Source organism: Bosea sp. BIWAKO-01, from assembly GCF_001748145.1.
Taxonomy (GTDB): domain Bacteria; phylum Pseudomonadota; class Alphaproteobacteria; order Rhizobiales; family Beijerinckiaceae; genus Allobosea.
Map to the genome: position 1 here is coordinate 6,578,330 of NZ_BCQA01000001.1, position 20,093 is coordinate 6,598,422.

At 65.0% G+C, this 20,093-nt stretch carries 19 protein-coding genes and 1 pseudogene; 12 read left to right on the forward strand and 8 right to left on the reverse strand.

Annotated elements, in window-relative coordinates:
* From BIWAKO_RS30530 to ubiA, 5 genes and pseudogenes are all read left to right on the forward strand, one after another.
* Positions 1-480, forward strand: a pseudogene (locus BIWAKO_RS30530) (VOC family protein); the annotation flags it as partial.
* Positions 481-491: 11 nt separating this feature from the next.
* Positions 492-1,508 carry an alpha/beta fold hydrolase gene (locus tag BIWAKO_RS30535; protein WP_084652046.1) on the forward strand — a complete coding sequence of 339 codons (1,017 nt, stop codon included), beginning with the start codon at positions 492-494 and terminating at the stop codon, positions 1,506-1,508.
* Positions 1,509-1,765: 257 nt separating this feature from the next.
* Complete coding sequence (locus tag BIWAKO_RS30540) at positions 1,766-2,164, forward strand: cupin domain-containing protein (protein ID WP_069881838.1); 399 nt, start codon at positions 1,766-1,768, stop codon at positions 2,162-2,164.
* A gap of 261 nt (positions 2,165-2,425) precedes the next feature.
* Positions 2,426-2,941, forward strand: a complete 516-nt coding sequence (gene msrA / locus BIWAKO_RS30545; RefSeq protein ID WP_069881839.1) for a peptide-methionine (S)-S-oxide reductase MsrA — start codon at positions 2,426-2,428, stop codon at positions 2,939-2,941.
* Positions 2,942-3,154: 213 nt separating this feature from the next.
* Positions 3,155-4,069, forward strand: coding sequence for a 4-hydroxybenzoate octaprenyltransferase (ubiA, locus tag BIWAKO_RS30550; RefSeq protein ID WP_069881840.1), 915 nt, complete (start codon positions 3,155-3,157; stop codon positions 4,067-4,069).
* An 89-nt stretch (positions 4,070-4,158) separates the two neighbouring features.
* Here the strand turns inward: ubiA and BIWAKO_RS30555 are convergent, their stop codons facing one another.
* From BIWAKO_RS30555 to BIWAKO_RS30575, 6 genes are all read right to left on the reverse strand, one after another.
* A complete protein-coding gene (locus BIWAKO_RS30555; RefSeq protein ID WP_069881841.1) occupies positions 4,159-4,875 on the reverse strand; it encodes an amino acid ABC transporter ATP-binding protein in 717 nt (238 codons plus the stop codon).
* The gene (locus BIWAKO_RS36215; RefSeq protein ID WP_176733445.1) at positions 4,862-5,008 is read right to left on the reverse strand and encodes a hypothetical protein; all 147 of its coding nucleotides are present in this window, start codon (positions 5,006-5,008) and stop codon (positions 4,862-4,864) included. The genes BIWAKO_RS30555 and BIWAKO_RS36215 overlap by 14 nt, the downstream gene beginning before the upstream one ends.
* Positions 5,009-5,114: 106 nt before the next feature.
* Entirely contained in the window at positions 5,115-6,326 is a 1,212-nt protein-coding gene (locus tag BIWAKO_RS30560; RefSeq protein WP_069881842.1) for an ABC transporter substrate-binding protein, read from the reverse strand.
* A 44-nt stretch (positions 6,327-6,370) separates the two neighbouring features.
* On the reverse strand, positions 6,371-7,393 hold the full coding sequence (locus tag BIWAKO_RS30565) for an SMP-30/gluconolactonase/LRE family protein (RefSeq protein ID WP_069881843.1): 1,023 nt from the start codon (positions 7,391-7,393) through the stop codon (positions 6,371-6,373).
* Between the two features lie 8 nt (positions 7,394-7,401).
* Positions 7,402-8,328, reverse strand: coding sequence for a 3,5-dioxohexanoate:acetyl-CoA acetone transferase (gene kce, locus BIWAKO_RS30570; protein ID WP_069881844.1), 927 nt, complete (start codon positions 8,326-8,328; stop codon positions 7,402-7,404).
* A gap of 51 nt (positions 8,329-8,379) precedes the next feature.
* Positions 8,380-9,201, reverse strand: a complete 822-nt coding sequence (locus BIWAKO_RS30575; RefSeq protein WP_244523592.1) for a cyclase family protein — start codon at positions 9,199-9,201, stop codon at positions 8,380-8,382.
* Between the two features lie 52 nt (positions 9,202-9,253).
* Between BIWAKO_RS30575 and BIWAKO_RS30580 the strand changes: the two genes are divergently transcribed.
* Complete coding sequence (locus tag BIWAKO_RS30580; protein ID WP_069881845.1) at positions 9,254-9,937, forward strand: TetR/AcrR family transcriptional regulator; 684 nt, start codon at positions 9,254-9,256, stop codon at positions 9,935-9,937.
* A 109-nt stretch (positions 9,938-10,046) separates the two neighbouring features.
* Here the strand turns inward: BIWAKO_RS30580 and BIWAKO_RS30585 are convergent, their stop codons facing one another.
* Positions 10,047-10,496, reverse strand: coding sequence for a hypothetical protein (locus BIWAKO_RS30585; RefSeq protein ID WP_069881846.1), 450 nt, complete (start codon positions 10,494-10,496; stop codon positions 10,047-10,049).
* A gap of 367 nt (positions 10,497-10,863) precedes the next feature.
* On the opposite strand from BIWAKO_RS30585, the gene BIWAKO_RS30590 reads away from it, so the two are divergent.
* The 6 genes from BIWAKO_RS30590 to BIWAKO_RS30615 all read left to right on the forward strand — a co-directional run bounded on the left by BIWAKO_RS30590 (position 10,864) and on the right by BIWAKO_RS30615 (position 18,483).
* Positions 10,864-11,277 (forward strand): YunG family protein, encoded by a 414-nt coding sequence (locus BIWAKO_RS30590; RefSeq protein WP_069881847.1) that lies wholly within the window; start codon positions 10,864-10,866, stop codon positions 11,275-11,277.
* Positions 11,278-11,310: 33 nt separating this feature from the next.
* Positions 11,311-11,541, forward strand: a complete 231-nt coding sequence (locus BIWAKO_RS30595; RefSeq protein WP_069881848.1) for a hypothetical protein — start codon at positions 11,311-11,313, stop codon at positions 11,539-11,541.
* Between the two features lie 215 nt (positions 11,542-11,756).
* Positions 11,757-12,866, forward strand: a complete 1,110-nt coding sequence (locus tag BIWAKO_RS30600; RefSeq protein WP_069881849.1) for an efflux RND transporter periplasmic adaptor subunit — start codon at positions 11,757-11,759, stop codon at positions 12,864-12,866.
* A 15-nt stretch (positions 12,867-12,881) separates the two neighbouring features.
* Positions 12,882-16,016: an efflux RND transporter permease subunit gene (locus tag BIWAKO_RS30605; protein ID WP_069881850.1), complete on the forward strand. Its 3,135-nt coding sequence runs from the start codon at positions 12,882-12,884 to the stop codon at positions 16,014-16,016.
* A 133-nt stretch (positions 16,017-16,149) separates the two neighbouring features.
* Positions 16,150-16,800 carry a TetR/AcrR family transcriptional regulator gene (locus BIWAKO_RS30610; protein WP_176733446.1) on the forward strand — a complete coding sequence of 217 codons (651 nt, stop codon included), beginning with the start codon at positions 16,150-16,152 and terminating at the stop codon, positions 16,798-16,800.
* Between the two features lie 513 nt (positions 16,801-17,313).
* Complete coding sequence (locus BIWAKO_RS30615) at positions 17,314-18,483, forward strand: cystathionine beta-lyase (protein WP_069881851.1); 1,170 nt, start codon at positions 17,314-17,316, stop codon at positions 18,481-18,483.
* 103 nt (positions 18,484-18,586) lie between these two features.
* Here the strand turns inward: BIWAKO_RS30615 and BIWAKO_RS30620 are convergent, their stop codons facing one another.
* Positions 18,587-20,086 (reverse strand): pyridoxal phosphate-dependent decarboxylase family protein, encoded by a 1,500-nt coding sequence (locus BIWAKO_RS30620; RefSeq protein ID WP_069881852.1) that lies wholly within the window; start codon positions 20,084-20,086, stop codon positions 18,587-18,589.
* Positions 20,087-20,093: the final 7 nt, after the last annotated feature.

Genomic DNA, 20,093 nt, shown 5'->3' on the forward strand with positions numbered 1-20,093 from the left:
ATGGCTCAAGCTCATAACGACGCCGCGGCATCCGCGCGCCCTGTCGCCATGAAGTTCGAGGTCGCCGCCATCCCCGTCGCGGATGTCGATCGCGCCAAGCACTTCTATGGCAGCCTGGGCTGGAGGCTCGACGCCGACTTTGTCGTCGGCGACACGTTTCGGGGCGTGCAGTTCACGCCTCCTGGCTCCCCTGCCTCGATCCATTTCGGCAAGGGCGTGACACCGGCCACGCCAGGCTCGGCGAGCGGGCTCTTTCTCGTCGTCTCCGACATCGAGGCCGCGCGCGCCGAACTCGTCGGGCGCGGAGTCGATGTCAGCGACATCTTCCACGTCGCTGGTCCGGGACACCCGCCGATCCCCGGCCTGGATCCGGAACGGCGCAGCTATCGCTCCTATGCCTCGTTCAAGGATCCGGACGGCAACTCCTGGCTCCTGCAGGAGGTGACCGTGCGGTTGCCGGGGCGCGTGGACGCGAACCAGGGGATCTCATCATGAACACCAGGCCCGAAGGGATCGACCCCAGTCGCCGCCATCTCGTGAGCGCCGCTGCGATTGGCGCCGCTGGCGCCCGGCTTGGCCTGTTCACCGCCACGGCAGTGCTTGGGCCTGCCGTCGTACCGGGATATGCGCAGACTCATTCCGGACCGGAGACAGTCGAGATCGGCTTCCTCGAAGTCGACAAGGACATCACCCTCAGGCGAATGGTGGTGCGCAGCCCGCGACCGAAAGGGACCGTACTCTTTCTGCATGGATTTCCAGAGACCTTGTACGCCTGGAAGAAGATTTCACTCGCCCTCGCCGATGACTACGAAGTCCATGCATTCGATTGGCCGGGCTACGGACTTTCATCGAGACCAACGGTCGACAGGTTTTCCTATGCACCCAAAGACTACGCGCGCATCCTGAATGACTACATCGTCAAAGCAGGTATCGACACATCAAAACTCACGATCTACGCGACCGATATCGGGGCATTGCCTGTGCTTCTCCTGGCCTTGGAGAAGCCCGACATTGCAAAGACGATCATCGTTGGCGATTTCGCCCCGTTCAACAGGCCGGGTTACATGTATGAGAGCCTGCAGACCCTGAAGGCCGGGCCTGCGATGGACCAGGCCCGCGCTCAGTTGAACAGGAACCGCGAGGATATCCTCGAGAACGCCTTCAGAAGGGGCTTGCCGAACGAAGCCCAGTTCGAAATTTCCGGGGAATTCAGGACCGACATGTCCCGCGGATGGGACCATGGCACGCTGACGACGGCCGACGCGTTCGCGCACTACTACGCGCAGTTCACGCGCGACCAGGACCATTTCGAGTCGCAACTGGCCCGGTTCAAGGCCAGGGTGAAGGTGGTCTGGGGCGAGAAGGACCTCTACATCAAGAAGGACATGGGCGTTGAACTGGCCGAGAGGATCCAGGCTCAATTCACTCTTCTTCCCGGCATCGGGCACTACCCTCACCTTCAGAACCCGAAGCAGACGATCGACGAGGTTCGCGCCTCGTTGCCCTGAGTGCGCGGCAACGCGCGCGCGATGCCCATCGCTGCCATTCCCAAGGCGGGTGCCGATGACCGCTTGCGGCGCAAGGCGCGGCGCCGGTCGTTTCTATCGACCATCGCACCCTGGATCACCAACCCAGCAACGGTCGCCTCCGCGTAGAGATATGACCTCACCATCAAGACATACTGAGATACAAACCATCAATAAAACGAAATAACGTGGATACAAACACTGACTCTAATGCATCGAGAAAACAAAGGGAGAGTCACATGAAGCCGTTCCGAACTCTGGCAAGCTTGGCCCTACTCGTTGGAAGCGGGTTGTCGCTGTCGCTTGTGCAGGCGCAACCAACAGGAATAGGTCGCACCGACGTGTTGCGGAGCGATCTCGAGCAGCCCGGGCGCGAGGTCATCCAGGTGCGTGTCGATTTCGCTCCGGGGGCGTCATTCGGCATGCACACGCATCCAGGCGTAGAGGTCGCCTATGTCCTCGAGGGCTCGTTGGAGTATCAGTTCGAAGGCAAGCCGCCCGTCACGCTCAAGGCTGGCGAATCTCTTTTCATCCCGGCAGGAACACCCCACGCAGCGAGGAATGCCGGGAACGCCAATGCAGCTGAGCTCGCCACGTACCTGGTCGAGAAGGGGAAGCCGCTTCTTTCTCTCAAGTGAGCGGCCCGTGAGATCGACCAGGGAAGAAAGCCGATGATGACCTATCTCAAGGACCCGGATGCCAATCTGACGCCGGGGCAGTACCGGGTGACGCAGACGGACGGCACCGAGAGGGCCTTGCCTGGGACAACGAGGAGCCGGGGCTGTATGTTGACGTCGTCTCAGGCGAGCCGCCTCGCTGCGTTTCATCCATCTCGATGACCTGGCGAGCGAAGGCTGCGGCGAATTTCGCACAGTTTTTACTGAGGAAGGAGAAGACGCATGACTGGTGCAACTGAACGGGCTGTCCTGGCTGGAGGATGTTTCTGGGGCATGCAGGATCTGATCCGACGTCGCCCGGGCGTCATCTCGACCCGGGTCGGCTATGCCGGCGGGGACGTACCGAACGCAACCTATCGCAATCATGGCACGCACGCAGAGGCTATCGAGATCACCTTCGATCCGGAGAAGACGAGCTTCCGGGATCTGCTCGAACTCTTCTTCCAGATTCACGATCCCACCACGAAGGATCGGCAAGGCAACGACATCGGCACAAGTTATCGGTCGATGATCTTCTACGCGTCCGAGGAACAACGAAGGGAGGCGCAGGACACGATCGCCGATGTCGATGCCTCGGGCCTATGGCCGGGCAAGGTCGTCACGGAACTCGCGCCGACATCCGACTTCTGGGAGGCGGAGCCGGAACACCAGGATTATCTGGAGCGCCATCCGGGAGGCTACACCTGCCATTTCGCCCGCCCGAACTGGAAGCTGCCGCGCCGCAGCCACGCCGCATAGCGACAGCAGACAGGGTTAAGGAGAAGGGCTCGCGGCAACCCGAGCCCTTCCGCGGATTAGCGGAGCGGCTCCGGCATTGCGGCGCGAGCATCGTGCTGGCCCCGTTGCCCGCTTCGATCCTTCCCGCCAAAAATCCATTCAGGATGGTGCGGGAATCTGGGACAAACCTGCCGCTTTCATCGAAAGCTTCGCGACAGGAACTTGGACCGGGTCATGACATCTGCAAGCCGCCCAGACTTGAGCGACATCCATCGGGGCGATTGGGTCGATCGCCGGCTGCCGGCCGCATGGCGGCCCTATACGCGGCTGGCGCGGCTCGATCGCCCAGTCGGCATATGGCTGACCCTGTTTCCCTGTTGGGCCGCCCTGATCCAGGCCTCCCAGGGTGTCCCCGACCTCGGGCTCCTGGCCATCTTCTCTCTCGGTGCGTTGCTGATGCGAAGCGCCGGCTCCACCGTCAACGATATTGCCGATCGGAATTTTGACGGCCATGTCGAGCGAACCCGCTTCAGGCCATTGGCAAGCGGGCAGATCGGCACGCGACAGGCCTTCGTCTTTCTGGGCGTCCAGCTCGCGCTGGCAGCTGCGCTGCTGCTTGTCCTTGCCCCATACACAGCTCTGGTCGCGCTATGCGTTCTCCCGCTCGTGTTCATCTACCCGCTTTGCAAGCGTTTCACCCATTGGCCGCAGGCGGTCCTGGGCGCGGCCTTCAATTGGGGGATGCTCATGGCCTGGGCCGAGGTCGCAGGGCATATCCCACCCGGCGCGGTGCTGATGTGGGCCGGGGCCATCGCCTGGCAGATCGGCTACGATACCGTCTATGCCTATGTCGACGTGAAGGACGATAGCCGTCTCGGCCTGAAATCGACGGCGATCCTGTTCGGCCGGCATGGCAAGGCCTGGGTCGGGCTGTTCTATGCGCTGACGATTGCAGCATGGTCGCTTGGTGGCTGGCTGCTGGGCATGTCGCTGCCCTACGCCATCGGAATGCTGGTGATCGCCGCGCATCTGGCCTGGCAGACCTGGCGGATCGACCTTGCCCGCCCGGATGTGAATTTCGGGTTGTTCCTGGCGAACATCCTGACCGGGGCGCTGCTGGCCGCTGCGGCATTCCTGGGGACGATGTGAGGCGCCGGCGCAGTCCGTCGCGACACTCGCTCGCGGAAGTCCATGTTGTCCGGCTGACATGCATTCTCATGCTGCAGCCGGCGGTAAGCTCAATGCAGCAGGACTGCGCTTAGAAAGCTCCCCAGCTCGGGCGTGCGTGGCCGGGCGAGCGTCGCGGCCGCGGGACCTTCCTCCCAGATCCTGCCCTGGTGCATGAACGCCACGCGGTCGGCGACCTTGCAGGCGAAGCCGATGTCGTGGGTCACCAGCATGATGGTCATGCCGTCGCGCGCCATCTCCTCCAGCAGTTTCGGCACTGCGCCGACCAGTTCCGGGTCATCGAACAGGATGAGTTGCGGCGCCATCGCCAACGAACGCGCGATGGCCAGGCATTGCTGCTGGCCGCCGGAGAGCTGGTCGGGATAGGCGTCGATCTTCTCGGCCAGTCCCACCTTTCGCAGCACGGTTTGCGCCAGGCGCCGTGCCTCGGCCAGCGGCACCCCCTTCACCACATTGGGCGCGAGCGTGATGTTCTCCTCGGCACTGAGATGCGGGAAGAGATTGAAGCTCTGGAACACGATCCCGACATGCAGGCGCAGCTTGCTCAAGTCCGTGCCGGGATCGTTGACCACGGTACCGTCGAAGGAGATGGTGCCGCCCTGGATAGGCTCCAGCCCGTTCACGCAGCGCAGCAAGGTGCTCTTGCCCGAGCCCGAGCGGCCGATGACGGCGATGATCTGCCCCTTCGCGACGGTGAGCGACACGCCGTTCAAGACAGTGTGCTGGCCGTAGCGCTTGACGACGTCTTTCAGATCAAGGAGCGACATGCAGCCTCCGCTCGAGCCGCCGGCTCCATTGCGTCAGGTCGAAGCAATGCGCGAAGTCAATGATGGTGATCATGACATAGACGGTGATGAGCCGGAAGGTGGTACAGGCGCCGCCTCCAGCGTCACCGAACACCCCGTGTTGGTCTCCACGAAACCGGCAGCGCGCGCGGCGGCGTCGGCTGCTGGCCTGGTGGCCAGGGCGATGACGTCCCCAGCCCCAGACCGTCGGCGGCGCGCGCCTATTTCTTGAGGGCCGGGCAGGCGCCGTCTGCGAGCGAGCGGAAGGCCTGGTCTCCGGGGATGGTCGCAACGAGGTTGTAGAAGTCCCAGTCGCCCTTCGACTCCTCCGGCTTCTTCACCTGGAAGACGTAGAAGTCATGGACCATGCGTCCATCCTCGCGCAGCTTCGCGTTGCGCACGACATCGTCCTCGATCGGGATCTCGCGCATCTTGGCGATGACCGCCTTGGCATCGTCCGATTTCACGGCCGCGACCGCCTTGAGATAGTGCCGGACCGCCGAATAGATGCCGGCATGGATGGCCGAGGGAACGGTGCCGTTCTTCGCCTTGAAGCGCTCGGAAAAGGCGCGCGTCCGATCATCCAGGTTCCAGTAGAAGCCTTCGGTCAGCACGGTGCCCTGCGCGCCCTGGAGGCCGACGCTCTTCACATCCATCACGGTCATGAAGAAGGCGACCAGCTTCTGGGCGCCCTGGCCGACGCCAAAGTCCCGGGCCGTCTTGATGCCGGCAATGGTATCGCCGCCGGCATTGGCCAGCGCGATGATGTCGGCGCCCGACCCTTGCGCGGTCAGGAGCTGCGACGACAATTCGGTCGCGGGAAAGGCATGGCGGACCGAGCCGAGATAGTTCCCGCCCTTGGCCGTCACCAAGGTCTTGGTATCGGCTTCGAGCTGGTGTCCGAGCGCGTAATTCGCCGTCACCAGATACCATTTCGAACCCGGCTTCGTCAGCGCATTGGCGACCCCGGAGACCTGGACATAGGTGTCCCACATCCATTGCACGATGTGATCGGGCTGGCAGGCGTCACCGGTCAGCCGCGCCGTGCCGCCCGGAAACAGGCCGACCCGGTTCTTCTCCTTCAGCAGCGGCGGCAGGGCGAGCTGGAGCGAGGCATTGGACATGTCGGCGAGGACATCGACCTTCTGCTGGTCGATCCATTCGCGCGCGATCACGGAGGCGACATCGGCCTTGTTCTGATGATCGGCCGAGACCGTCTCGATTGTCATGCCGGCGCATTCGGCCGCCAGGCAATCGTCGATCGCCATCCGGGTCGCCAGCACCGATCCCTTGCCGGTGATGTCGGAATAGACGCCGGACATGTCGGTGAGGACGCCAATCTTGACGACCCCGTCGGAGACCTCCGCCTTGGCCGCGAGACCCGGCCACCCGAGCGCCAGCGCGACCGTGGCTGCCACGAACTTGATCCGCATTCCAAATCCTCCCATTCCGTCGACCGTCAGGCGGGTCGATCGTTTCAGTTCCAATGAGCCATCGGCAATCCGGCGACAGGCGACCGGAAGGCCGGGATGCGCGTGCCCCTCAGGCTGCCGATATAGGCCGTGCGCAGATCGGGGCCGCCAAAGGTGATGCTGGCGAACCAGGGGGCGATGCTGCCGCCACAGGCGAGCATCAGCTCGGGCGTCGCCTCGTCGCGGGCGAAAGCCGCCATGAGGGCCCTGCCCGCCGCGCTGCCGCGATCATCGTCGAGCAGGATGCGCAGATCGCCAACGGGCGTGATCGCGAAGATGCGGTCGGTCATGACATGGGTGCCCCAGAGATTGCCGTGGGCGTCGAAGGCGATGCCGTCGATGAAGGCGCCATGATCGCTGGGGCCGAACGTCTCGTGCTGCGAGAGGCTGCCATCCCGGCCGACGCGCAGCCGCGTCACGCGGCGGCCGCAGGTCTCGACGACATAGAGCCACTCCTCGGCAGCATCGAGCCTGATCTCGTTGGTGAAATGGAAGCCATCGGCGACGACGCGCAGGCGCCCGCCATCATAGAGCGCGACATAGCCGTCCCGGATCGCGGGGCTCATCGCCTTCATCCAGTTCTTCGTCCGGGTGGAGATCGTCAGCCAGATCCGGTCCCGGCTGTCGCGCAGCACGAAATTGACCTTGCCGATCGGCTCGCCGTCGATGTTGTCGATGAGGACGCGCGTCTCTCCGTCCCGGGTCATGATCTCGAGCCGGTCGGTCCCGAAATTCGAGATCAGGATGTCGCCATTGCGGGCAAAGGCGAGCCCGTTCGGCAAGGTGCCGGCGACGAAGCGGTCCTCGTCGTTTCCGGCCTCGGCAAAGCCGCGGCTCGCCTGCTGCACGATCAGCTGCTGGCGCCCGTCCGGGGCGATGCGCACGACCCCGCCGCGCGCATCGGCCGACCAGAGCGTGCCGTCGCGCTCAGCCAGGATGCATTCCGGGCGCTGCAGACCCTCTCCGACATAGCTGATCGCCGCGGGATCGACCGTGAAACCGTCGATCGGATTGGATGTCCCCGCCATGGCGCGCCTCAGAAGTTCACCTGGTCGCCGCCCTTGAGCCCGAGCGTGGCGCGTGCTTCCGCCGGCGTCGCGATCTCCATGCCGAGTTCCTCGACGATGCGTCGGATCTTGGCGACCTGCTCGGCATTGCTGCGGGCAAGCTGCCCGCGGCCGATGAACAGGCTGTCCTCGAGGCCGACGCGGACATTGCCGCCCATCATCGCGGCCTGCGTGCAGAACGGCATCTGGTGGCGGCCGGCGGCCAGGACGGACCATTGATAGTCCGAGCCGAACAGCTTGTCGGCCGTACGCTTCATGAACATGAGATTGTCCATGTCGGCGCCGATGCCACCGAGAATCCCGAAGATCAGCTGCAAGAAGACGGGCGGCTTGAACCAGCCCTGATCGAGGCAATGGGCGAGGTTGTAGAGATGGCCCACGTCGTAGCATTCGTGCTCGAACTTGGTGCCATGCCCCTCGCCGAGCAGCTTATAGATCCGCTCGATATCGGCGAAGGTGTTGCGGAAGATGAAATCCTTGGTGCCGGAAAGATAGGGCTCTTCCCAGCCATGCTTCCAGTTGCTGTAGCGCTTGGCGAGCGGATGCAGCGCGAAGTTCATCGAGCCCATATTGAGCGAGCACATCTCGGGCGCGGCCTGCAGCGGCGCGGCCAGACGTTGCTCGACAGTCATGTTGAGACCGCCGCCCGTGGTAATGTTGATCACCGCGTCCGTCGCCTGCTTGATCCGCGGCAGAAACTCCATGAACACGGCGGGATCGGGCGTCGGCCGGCCATCCCTGGGATCGCGTGCGTGCAGATGCAGGATGGCGGCGCCGGCTTCCGCCGCCTCGATCGCCTGCTGGGCGATCTCGCCTGGCGTGATCGGCAGGTGCTCGGACATGGTCGGCGTATGAATGCCGCCCGTGACCGCGCAGGTGATGATGACCTTGCCCATATGCCCCTCCCCGGGATCGGCGCCGTCTTGTTGCGACCTGCGCCTGCGATGTCAGTCGTTCAGAATGGCGACGGCCCGGGTCCAGCCGGCCGAGCCGCCCTTCACCTTCACCGGCAGGCAGGAAATGGTGAATCCCGTCGGCGGCAGCGCTTCCAGATTGTGTAGCTTCTCGATCTGGCAGTAGCCCGCCTCCCGGCCGGCCTTGTGCCCTTCCCAGATCAGCGAGGCGTCCCCGGTTTCGGCGAAGCGGCGCGCGGTATGGCTGAACGGGGCATCCCAGCTCCAGCCATCGGTGCCGACGACGCGGATGCCCTGCCGCACGAGATGCAGGGTCGCTGCCCGTCCAAAACCGCAGCCGGAATGGATATAGTCCGCCTCGCCATAGCGCTGCCCGGCGCGGGTATTCGCGACGACGATCTCGAAAGGCTGCAGGCGATGGCCGATGCGCCGGAGTTCGGCGTCGATCTCGTCTGGCGTCACGACATGCCCGTCCGGCAGATGGCGAAAATCGAGCTTCACACCCGGCCGGATGAACCAGTCGAGCGGCAATTCATCGATCGTCGCGGCCCGGACGCCGCCATCCATCGTCGGGTGGTAATGCCAGGGGGCATCGACATGCGTGCCGTTATGGGTCGAGATATTGACCTGCTCGACCGCCCAGCCCTGGCCGTCCGGAAGCTGTTCGGGGCGCAGGCCGGGAAAGGCCGCAGCGATTTCCGTCGCCGTCTCGCCGTGATGGCGGTAGTCGATCCTGACCTTCTGGAAGGGCGGATCGGCGGGTACGTCGTTTTCCAGGGGAATGGACAGATCGATCAGTGTCATCGCCGCCAGCCACATGCCGGGCTTGCCGGCGTCGGGAATGGGATAGGACATCTTGGACGATCGTACAAGATCATCGACGAGGAGTACTGATGGAGCAGGCGGCATGACGGGACCGGTCGAGGCAAAACGCTCGCGGAAGGCCGAGGCGGCGCAAGATCGGCGGCTCGCGATCCTCAGTGCGGCCGAGGCCCTGTTCGCCGAACGCGGCTATTCCGGCGTTTCGGTCCGCGACATCGCGGGCGCGGCCAAGGTGCCGCTCGCCCTCGTCGGCTACCACTTTGGGCGCAAGGAGGACCTGTTTTCCGCGGTCTTCGCGCATCGCAGCGGCTACGTCACCGAGCGCATCGACAGGATTGCCGCGGTCGATATCTCCGGCGCCAATCCCCATGCGGTCGAGGATCTGGTCCGGGCCTGGGCCGAGCCGGTCATTCGCCTGCGGGAAGCCGGCGCAGACGCATTCTCGCTGCTGGTCGCCCGCACCGCCTGGGATCCGGGACCGGAGGCGAGCGCGATCATCGAACGCGTCTATGACCGCCTCGCCCATAGTCTGATCGATGCAATGATGCAGGCCCTGCCCGGCCGCTCACGCGAGACGATGGTCTGGGGCTACGAATATGCGCTCGGCGCGCTCCTGATGCATGTCGCCGACCGCCGGGTCGAACGGCTGTCCGAGGGCCGTGCGCAATCGGGCGATCCGCGCATGTGCGCCTTCTTCGTGCACATGATCGCCGCCCTGTTCCGGGCGCTTCCGGCCGCGGGGGACGAAGCCGTGCTGCGCGAGGGCTAAGGCCATTGCCCGACAAGGGAATGGCGGTCTTTGGGAAAGTCGATTCACACAGGGACAGGCTGGAGTAGCGGACCGGATACGAGATCCGGTCCGCCTGGCGGATGGCCTTCTACTGCTTGAAGCCGATCAGCACGCCGTCCGCCCCGAGCGAGAGCTGAAGCCCTTGCCGGCGCGTGGCCAAACGCAGGGTCACGCCCTTGTCGTTGCGCAGATAGACGTTGCCGCCGCCCTGCCTGCCGACGGCCCAACCTTCCTTCAGCTGGACATAGGCGCCAGCAAAGTCCGACACTTTACGAAGGCCATAGACTGTCCCGGATGCGACGGTGCGAGATGCGCCGATGGAGCCGATGCCAAGGCCGCCGACCGAGATCGGATAGGAGCGGCCCTGAAAGCGCAAGGTGCCGCCGCCCGCTTCGCCCGAGGCGATGAAACCAGCGGAAACCTGCTCGATGCGAACAGTGCCCGTCGAACGCCCGAGCGGCGGCGACTGCGCCAAGGCGGGTGATGCCAGCATCAGAAGGGCCGCGAAAGAAACGGCTGTCTGCCTCATCGTCGTCATCGTCTGCTCCTCGCGCTCGCTTGGTGGCGCAAAAGCTCAACGCGCAAAGGGCGATTTCGATCCCGATGCAGCGATAAGTTGTGCCGGAGCGCGTTCCGAGATGGATGGACACCCGAGACACGGCTGATAAGCCCGAACGCTGGAACGTGAGGCTCCATCCATGTCGCCCCTAAGCACTCAAATCCGCAGCGTGCTGGAAGCGAAAGCCGAGGCACTTGTTTCCAGAAATGCCGAAGCGCTTGAGACTTTGATCCACGCCGACTTCACCTAATCTGAATGCCAGACGATGAAGCACCCTGCCGCATAGCTCCGCAACGGGCTTGGGGGCCGACCTTGAATTTCGGCAGGATCTGATAGGGGAGCCGCCATGCCCGATCGATCCAAATACCAGGACCGCATGCTCCGCATGCGCGAGGCGTTGGAGGCGTCCTGGGACGGGCAAACCGCCTATAGGGCGGCTGTCAAGCCGGGCAATCCCGCCTTTGGTCAGTGCTACCCCACCTCACGGGTGGTGCAACACTACTTCCCGGAAACGGAAATCATCAAAGGAAAGGTCTGGACAGGCGAAAGTGAGGAAACCCATTTCTGGAACGGGCTTCGCGTTGGAGAGGAATGGTATCACATCGACCTGAGCTGGCAGCAATTCCCGACCGGATCGACCATAAGGGACTTTGTTGTTCTCGACCGAAAGATGCTCGGCGACACTGAATCGACGCTTCGACGGTGCGCTCTGTTGCTGGACCGGGTTAGGCGACATCTCCAAAGTCACCCCTCTTCGTAGCCGCATAGCGCGGCGGCAGGCGATTTGAGCGGGTTGAGCCAGACAACCCGCCATGGACCGACATTTCCCCCTGGCGGCTTTGGCCACGAAGCAGACGCTTCGGTTCCAGAGCGTGGGACCGTCTCGGCCACGCTGATCCCCAACCTCCCCTCCTTCGCGCGGTTCGGCGCCGGCGCCACTGGCCTCGATGCCATGCCGCCGCTCCTGCCGGCCGCGTTCGATCTCGTCGCAAGCGACATCGCACCGCTGCTAGCGGCACGGTGACGGTCCCGCAGCGAGCACCGGGGCGGCGCATTCGGGACGGCACACCTAGCAATAATGAAGTGACGAACAACGTGTGACGAATGTTGACATTCGTCACACGTTAGCTGATAGTCCTCTGGCTAACGGTGTTCCTGAAGGTGCGATCCGCGCGGCAAACCCGCGATCCCAACCCTCCGCAGCACCCCTGTTCGGCCTCACAACAATTCGAGGGCGCCATGCGCGGAACACCACTGCTTCCCACCGTCTTTCGCGCCATCTCCCTTGCGGGGCTCGCCGTGGTGCTCGCCGGTTGCGAGCCTTCGGATGGTGCAGAGCGCGCCGAAACTCACAACCAGGCTCGCCCGGTCCTGGCTCCGGCCGTCGCCTTCGAGCCAAGGACCGGCGAGCGCAGCCTCGTCGGCGTCATTCGGGCACGTGTCGAAAGCGATCTCGGCTTTCGCGTGCAGGGAAAGGTCGCCAAGCGGCTCGTGAATGTCGGGGACGTGGTCCGGGACGGCGACGTGCTCGCCACGCTCGACGAGGCCGATTTCGGGCTCCAGGTCCAGCAAGCCGAGGCCGAGCGCGCGGCGGCGGCTGCTAGCCGGGCGCAGGCCGAGGCAGATTTCGATCGCGCCCGGTCGTTGATCAAACAGGGCTGGACGACGGCCGCCACGCTCGATGCCCGGCGCGCCGCTTCGGAAGAGGCGAGGAGCCGCCTCGCCCGCGCGGAGCGTGCGCTGGACCTCGCGAAGAACGCCTCGTCCTATGCCGTCCTGCGCGCCGACGCCAACGGCGTCATCACGGCGACTGCGGTCGAGCCCGGCCAGGTCGTCCAGCCGGCATACGCGGCGATCCGGCTTGCCCGCACGGCAGAAAAGGAAGCCGTCGTGGCTATCCCGGAGGCCTCGGTCGATCGCGCGCGACAGGCAAAGGCCGTGGTAACGCTCTGGTCGAACGCCGGGGTCCGCTATGGTGCGGCCCTGCGAGAGCTGTCGCCTGCCGCCGACGCTGCGACGCGGACCTATCTCGCGCGCTTCACGGTCGCTGCAGCAGGCCCGGAGGTGCAACTCGGCATGACGGCGACCGTAACTCTGACCGATTCCGATCCCGAGCGCATCGTCCGCCTGCCTCTGACAGCCCTCGTCAACCAGGGCACGGGGCCATCGGTGTGGACCGTGCGCCCTGATGGGACGCTCGCAGCCAAGCCGGTCACTGTCGCAGTCTACGAATCGAAGGACGTGATCGTCTCTGCCGGACTCGCCGAGGGAGACCGCGTGGTCCTGCTTGGCGCCCAGAAACTTGACGCCGGTCTGACGGTTCGCGCCGTCGATCAGTTCTCATTCTGAGAAGGCCAGGACGCCATGAGAGAATTCAACCTTTCGCGCTGGGCTGTCGAGCACCGCGCACTCGTCCTCTTCCTGATCATCGTGATCGCGATAGCGGGTACGTTGTCTTTCATGCGGCTCGGGCGTTCGGAGGATCCGAACTTCACGATCAAGGACGCCGTGCTGACGGCGGTGTGGCCAGGCGCCACGGCGCGCGAGATGCAGGACCAGGTCGCTGACCCCATCGAAAAGAAGCTCCAGGAGCTGGCGTATTTCGACAAGGTGCAGACCTATGTGAAGCCGTCCTTTGCGGCCATGCAGATCTCGTTCAAGGACAGCACTCCGCCGGCCGAGGTCGCGGGCCTGTTCTATCAGCTCCGCAAGAAGTTGGACGATGTCCGCCCCTCCTTGCCGGCGGGGGTGATCGGCCCGAATGTCAATGACGAGTACGGCGATGTCGACTCGATCCTGACGATGCTGACGGGCGACGGCGCAGACTACGCTCAGCTCAAGAAGGTCGCCGATGCGTTGCGGCAACGGCTGCTCCGGGTTCCCGGCGTCGCGAAAGTGAACATCTACGGCGTCCAGCAGGAGCGCATCTTCGTCGAATTCAGCCATGCCAAGCTGGCGACACTCGGCGTGGCGCCGCAAGCGCTCTTCGACTCGCTGGCCCGCCAGAACGACGTGACGCCGGCCGGGACCGTCGAGACGAACGCGCAACGGATTCCGCTTCGCGTCACCGGAGCTCTCGACGGCGTGAAGGCGGTGGCCGAAACGCCGGTCGATGCAGGAGGGCGCACCTTCCGGCTGGGCGATATCGCAACCGTGACGCGCGGCTTCGTCGACCCACCAAGCTTTCTCGTGCGCCAACGCGGCGAACCCGCACTCGGCGTGGGCGTCGTCATGGCGCGCGGCGCCAATATCCTGAATTTCGGCAAGGACGTGGCCGCCGCGACGCGCGCCTTCCAGTTGGACGTGCCGCAGGGGGTCAAGTTCGAGCAGATTGCCGACCAGCCCGAGATCGTCGAGGAGTCGATCTTCGAGTTCGAGCGCTCCTTCGTGGAAGCGCTCGCCATCGTGCTCGGCGTCTCCTTCCTGTCGCTTGGCTGGCGCACGGGGATCGTGGTGGCGCTTTCGGTGCCGCTGGTGCTCGCAGCGACCTTCGTCGTCATGTACATGCTCGGCATGGACCTGCACCGGATCACGCTCGGTGCGCTGATCATCGCGCTCGGACTGCTGGTCGACGATGCCATCATCGCCGTGGAGATGATGGTGGTGAAGATGGAGCAGGGCTACGACCGCATCCAGGCCGCGGCCTTTGCCTGGCGATCGACCGCCTTCCCGATGCTGACTGGTACCGCCGTCACAGTCGCGGGTTTCCTGCCCGTCGGCTTCGCGAAGTCAGGTGCCGGCGAGTATGCCGGAGGCATCTTCTGGGTCGTCGGGATCGCGCTCGCCCTGTCCTGGATCGTGGCGGTGGTCTTCACGCCCTATCTCGGGGTCCTGCTGCTGCCGTCGTCGCTGTCCAAGGGCGGCGCACATGGAAATCCTGACGCAATCTACGATACCCGCCTGTACCGCGCCCTGCGCCGAGCGATCCAGACCTGCGTGCGTTGGCGGATGACGACCGTCGTCGTCACTATCGGCATCTTCGCTGCTGCCGTCGTCGGCTTCGGCTTCGTCCAGCAGCAATTCTTCCCGTTGTCGGAGCGCAAGGAGCTCTTTCTCCAGCTTCGCCTGCCCGAGGGCTCGTCGATCGGAGCAACGACAGGCGTCGTCGCCGAGGCCGAGAAGCTGATCGGTCAGACCGACCCCGACATCCAGACCTTTACGGCCTATGTCGGCCAAGGCTCCCCGCGGTTCTGGCTCGGGCTGAATCCGACGTTGCCGAACGAGGCCTTCGCCGAGATCGTGATCCTGACGAAGTCGATCGAGGGCCGAGAGCGCGTCAAGTCGCGCCTCGATGCCGCGATTGGCGCCGGCGCCCTGACCCAGGCGCGCGCGCGCGTTGACCGCTTCTCGTTTGGACCGCCTGTCGGCTTTCCCGTCCAGTTCCGCGTGATCGGCCCCGACCCGATGAAGGTGCGCGAGGTCGCCTACCAGGTCCGTGACGCCGTTCGTACCAACCGGAACGCGGTCAACCCACATCTGGACTGGAACGAGATGTCGCCCTCGGTGAGACTCGTGGTCGATCAGGAGCGGGCTCGTGCTCTGGGGCTGAACGTGCAGGACGTCTCGCAGACGCTGCAGACCCTTGTCTCCGGGGTGACCATTACGACGGTTCGCGACGGCGTCGAGCAAGTCGCCGTGGTCGCGCGGGCCGGCGAAAGCGAAAGGCTGGATCTCGGCCATGTCGGCGACTTGACCATCGTCGCCCGCAACGGCGTCGCCGTTCCTCTGTCCCAGGTCGCAAGGCTCGACTATGTCCATGAGGATCCGATCCTGCGGCGTCGCAACCGCGACACCGTCATCACCGTGCGCGCCGACGTGGTGGACGGGGTCCAGCCGCCGGATGTAACGGCGCAAATCCTGCCGCGCCTGCAGTCGATCAAGAACAGCCTGGAGCCGGGCTATCGCATCGAGACAGGAGGCGCAGTCGAGGAGTCGGAGAAGGCGAACGCAGCGCTTTTCGTGCTCTTCCCCATCATGTTTCTCGCGATGCTGACCCTGCTGATGATCCAGCTGCAGAACTTTTCCCGCCTCGCCCTGGTCTTCATGACGGCTCCGCTTGGCCTGATCGGGACATCGGCCAGTCTCAATCTCGCCCATCAGCCCTTTGGCTTCACCGCGCTGCTGGGGTTGATCGCACTCGCCGGCATGATCATGCGGAATACGCTCATCCTCGTCGACCAGATCGAGAGCGACGTCGCATCGGGATCGCACAGCCGGCGCGAGGCCATCGTCGACGCGACGGTCAGGCGGGCGCGGCCCGTGGTGCTGACGGCGCTTGCGGCTATCCTTGCCATGATTCCGCTGTCGTCGAGCGCATTCTGGAGCCCGATGGCTGTCACCATCATGGGAGGGCTGTTTGTCGCGACCTTTCTCACGATCCTGTTCTTGCCGGCGCTTTACGCTCTATGGTTCCGCAAGTCGCTGGATGAACGTGGCGCGCCGCTGAGGCCGGAGCCAGGCACGCTTGTGCCGACCCTCGCGACCTCGGTTGCCCACTAGGTCATCGAACCGGATATCACATCCGGCCCAATGATCTGACGTTCTGTGTTTGCGGCTTTTCCGAAAACCGCAACGCAGTTTTCGGGCCGATGCTCTGGCCTTTGCCCCTCACGACTGTCTCGGAGTAGCCTTGGTGACAAATCCATCCCGTTACACGGCGCGAGTGACTGCCCAGACGGAGAATGCGAGCCGGCGGCAGGACGGCATCGAGCCGCTGCAAGACATTCTCGCGGTCGCCCGGCGGCTCTTCACAACCATTGGTTACCAGAAGACCACGGTTGCCGAGATCGCGGCCGAACTCGGCAAGAGCCCCGCGCATGTCTACCGCTTCTTTGACAGCAAGAGGGCCATCAACGAGGCCGTCGCCGAGCTTTTGCTGAGTCAGATCGGCGACGAACTCGAGGTGATCGCCGCCGGAAACTCGCCTCCTCCCGAGCGTCTTGCCGCCTTCCTGCTTGCGCTCTCCGAGCTCAGCGAGCGGCACTTCATGACCAACAGCCGCGTGAACGACATGGTGGAGGACGCAATGGCCGAAAGCTGGGGCGTCTGTCTTCGCTATATTCAGCGCGTCGAAGGCCTGATCAGGACAATCGTGGAGGAAGGCCAGACTTCAGGTGATTTCAGCGTCGAGGATGCGGCCGCCGGCGCATCCTGCGTGAAGACGACCATGGTCTGCTTCATGCACCCAACGATGATGGCGCTGAGCGCGGAGCATGCAAGGCCTGAGATCGAACAGGTTATCGCCTATGCCCTGCGGGGACTCGGGGCCAAGCCAGGGCGCTGACGAATGATGCCCGCACGCGCTCCGAGGGCGACCATCAGCGCTCTCTGCCGCACCGATCCCGATGGGCCGCTATCGCCAGTCACGAGGGCGCTCACGCCGGCGCGTCACGCCAGCCCAACGCTGTGAGATCAGGCCGGGGGCAAAACCACGGCCTGATCATTACTGGGATACAGCATGTTCGGCGCCGCCGATCCGTCGAGGAACGGCATCGGCTGCGGCCGGTGCACGCCCGATGGGGCAGCGGAGGCAGACGGCCAGCCCGCATCTCGGGAGTCCGCGAGCGTGTGACGCATCCCATATGAGCGCCCGAGGTCGCGCAGACGCATCTCATCCATCCGGGTCGGCCACAGATTGCAGGACGTCCCGTGCTGTCGGCCCTCCCCGAAGCGTGATTGCCGGCCGATCGCTCCCCGGAACCTGCTCCCTCCCTGTCCCCTTTGACACCGGACGAGAGCGGCCTTCACCCTCAAAGATACGGGGGGCTGTCGACCCCCGACGATTCGGTGAGGCGCAATGACCGACGAACATCCCGCCCGGCACTGGCGGACCAGGCTCGTGCACCCCAGGGTCGCAGCGTCGCAGGATTTTCGCGCCCTCGTTCCCGCCATTCATCGCGGCTCGACCGTGCTGTTCGAGCGCGTCGCCGAGGCGCGCGACGACTGGCGCGGCGAGGGCTACTCCTACGGCCTCTACGGCACGCCGACGACGCGGGAACTCGCGCTCCGCATCGCCGATCTTGAAGGCGCGCGCGCGAGCTTCGTCGTACCGGGCGGCCAGGCCGCCATCGCGCTGATCTATCTCGCCTTCTGCCGTGCGGGCGATCACGCCCTCCTGCCTGAGACCGCCTATGGGCCCAACCGCGAACTCGCCGATGAACTGCTGGCCGGGCTCGGCGTCACGGTCGAGACCTATGATCCGCTGATCGGCTCCGGCATCGCTGCGCTGATCCGGCCAAACACGCGGCTGATCTGGTGCGAGAGCCCCGGCACGATCACCATGGAGGTACAGGACGTGCCGGCCATCGTCGCGGCCGCGCATGCGGCGGGCGTACCCGTCGCGCTCGACAACACCTACGCAGCCGGCGTGCTGTTCGATGCCTTCGCGCATGGGGTCGATGTCAGCATGCAGGCGCTGACCAAATATGTCGGCGGCCATAGCGACATCCTGCTCGGCACTGTCTCTGCCGGCACGGAGGAGGCCAGGGAGCGGATCGGCGCGACGCACCGCCTGCTCGGCATGGCCGTCTCTCCGGACGATTGCGCGCTCGCCCTGCGCGGGCTGGAGACGCTGGCCGTTCGCCTCGACCGCCTGGAGAGGACGACGCTGGAAATCGCCCATTGGCTCAAGGCGCGCCCCGAGGTCGCGCTCGTGCTCCACCCGGCCCTGCCGGACTGTCCGGGGCACGAGATCTGGCGGCGCGATTTCACCGGCTCGGCGAGCGTGTTCTCGGTGGTGTTCGAGCCGGGCTGGGATACGCAGCGCATCACAGGTTTCGTCGAGGCGCTGCGCCTGTTCCGGCTGGGCTTCAGCTGGGGCGGCACGCATAGCCTGGCGATGGCCTACCCGCCGCTGCCGCGCACGCAGCGCGGCTATGATGGCCGGATCGTACGACTGAATGTCGGCCTGGAGGAGCCCGCCGACCTCTTCGCCGACCTGGAGCAGGCCCTGAACCAGGCAGCGTAAACTCGACACCGGCCCCATGTCGGGTCGGCATTCACCGTTGGTCGATTCGACCGCGCCCGCCGCAACCCATTTTCAGGCTCGGGCAAGATCGACCGCGACCCTCTCAGGCTGCGTGTGCTGTCATGCCTTTCTGCAGAGCCAGCACCGCGGTGACGAGCTGATCCAGATCTTCCAGCCTCGTCCTGTGATTGCAGATCGCCACGCGCAGGCAGTGCTGCCCCCGGAGCGTCGTGTCTGACAAGGCCGCGACGCCCGCCTCCTGCAGCCGAAGCATGATCTCGACGTTGCTCTGCTTGACGCGCTCCTCGTCAGCCCCCTGCAGAGCGACACGGAAGCAGACGATGTTGATCTCCGGCTGGGCGACCAGCTCCAAGCCCGGCTGCGACCGGATCAGGTCGGCAAGATAGGCGGCCTGCGCGATATTCTGGTCGATCAGGCGGCCGAATTTCGCGACGCCATGCTCCATCAGCGCCATCCACACCTTGAGGGCGCAAAAGCCGCGCGTCGTCTGCAGCCCGTACTCGTAAAGCCAGTCACCCGACGCGATGCCGCGCGCCGTGTTCTGCAGGTATTCCGGGGAGACGGCGAAGGTGTCGCGGTGGCGTGCCCGGTCGCGGATGAGCGCACACCCGACCTCGAACGGGGCGTGGAGCCATTTATGCGGATCGAGCGCCACTGAATCGGCGCGTTCGATGCCCCTCACCCGCCAGGCGTTGTCCGGTGCGATGGCCAGCAGGGCGCCGATGCAACCATCGACGTGGAACCAGATGTTCTCGTCGGCTGCGATGTCGGCGAGCGCCGCCAGATCGTCGACCGCGCCGGAATTGACGGTTCCGGCCGTGCCGATGATGCAAGCGGGATGAAAGCCCTCCGCGCGGTCCTGCGCGATCGCGGCCTGCAGCGCGTCAAGGTCGATCCGGCAGTTGGCGCGGCTCGGAATCCGGCGCAGGGCCCGGTTGCCTAGCCCGAGCGCCTCGACGGCCTTGCGGTGGCAGGAATGGACCTGATCGGACGCATAATAGCGCAGCGGCAGATCCAGCGCGGCGACCCCGTGCTCGCGCAGATCGATCCCCGCCGCCGTGTTGCGCGCCACCGTCAGCCCGATGAGGTTCGCCATCGAGCCGCCGCTGACCAGGGTGCCGCTTGCCGAGGCCGGCAGGCCGACCATATCGCGCAGCCAGCCGACGACCTGCTGGTCGAGGCGGGCGGCGGCGTGGCTCCCACCGGCCACGTTAGAGCCCTGAACGGCGGCGATGAAATCGCCGAGCGCACCGGAGAAATTGCCGCCCCCCATGAACCACGACCAGAAGCGCGGATGGATATTGCCCATCGGATAGGCCAGCACGCTGTCGCGCACCAGGCCATAGACCTGCTCGATCGGCATGGGCTGCTCGGGCACAGGTGCGCGAAACAGCGCGTCGACCTCGCCCGGCATCGGCCGCCAGACCGGCCGCTCGCGCAGATCCCTGAGATGGTCGACCGCGTCGTCGACGACGCGATGCGCCAGCGCGGCAACCGCGTCCCAGTCCTGCGGATCGAGCGTTTCCTCCCCGCCATACCCGTCAGGATCGGCCTGTATCGATGGTCCCACACGCGCGTCCATGGCTGTC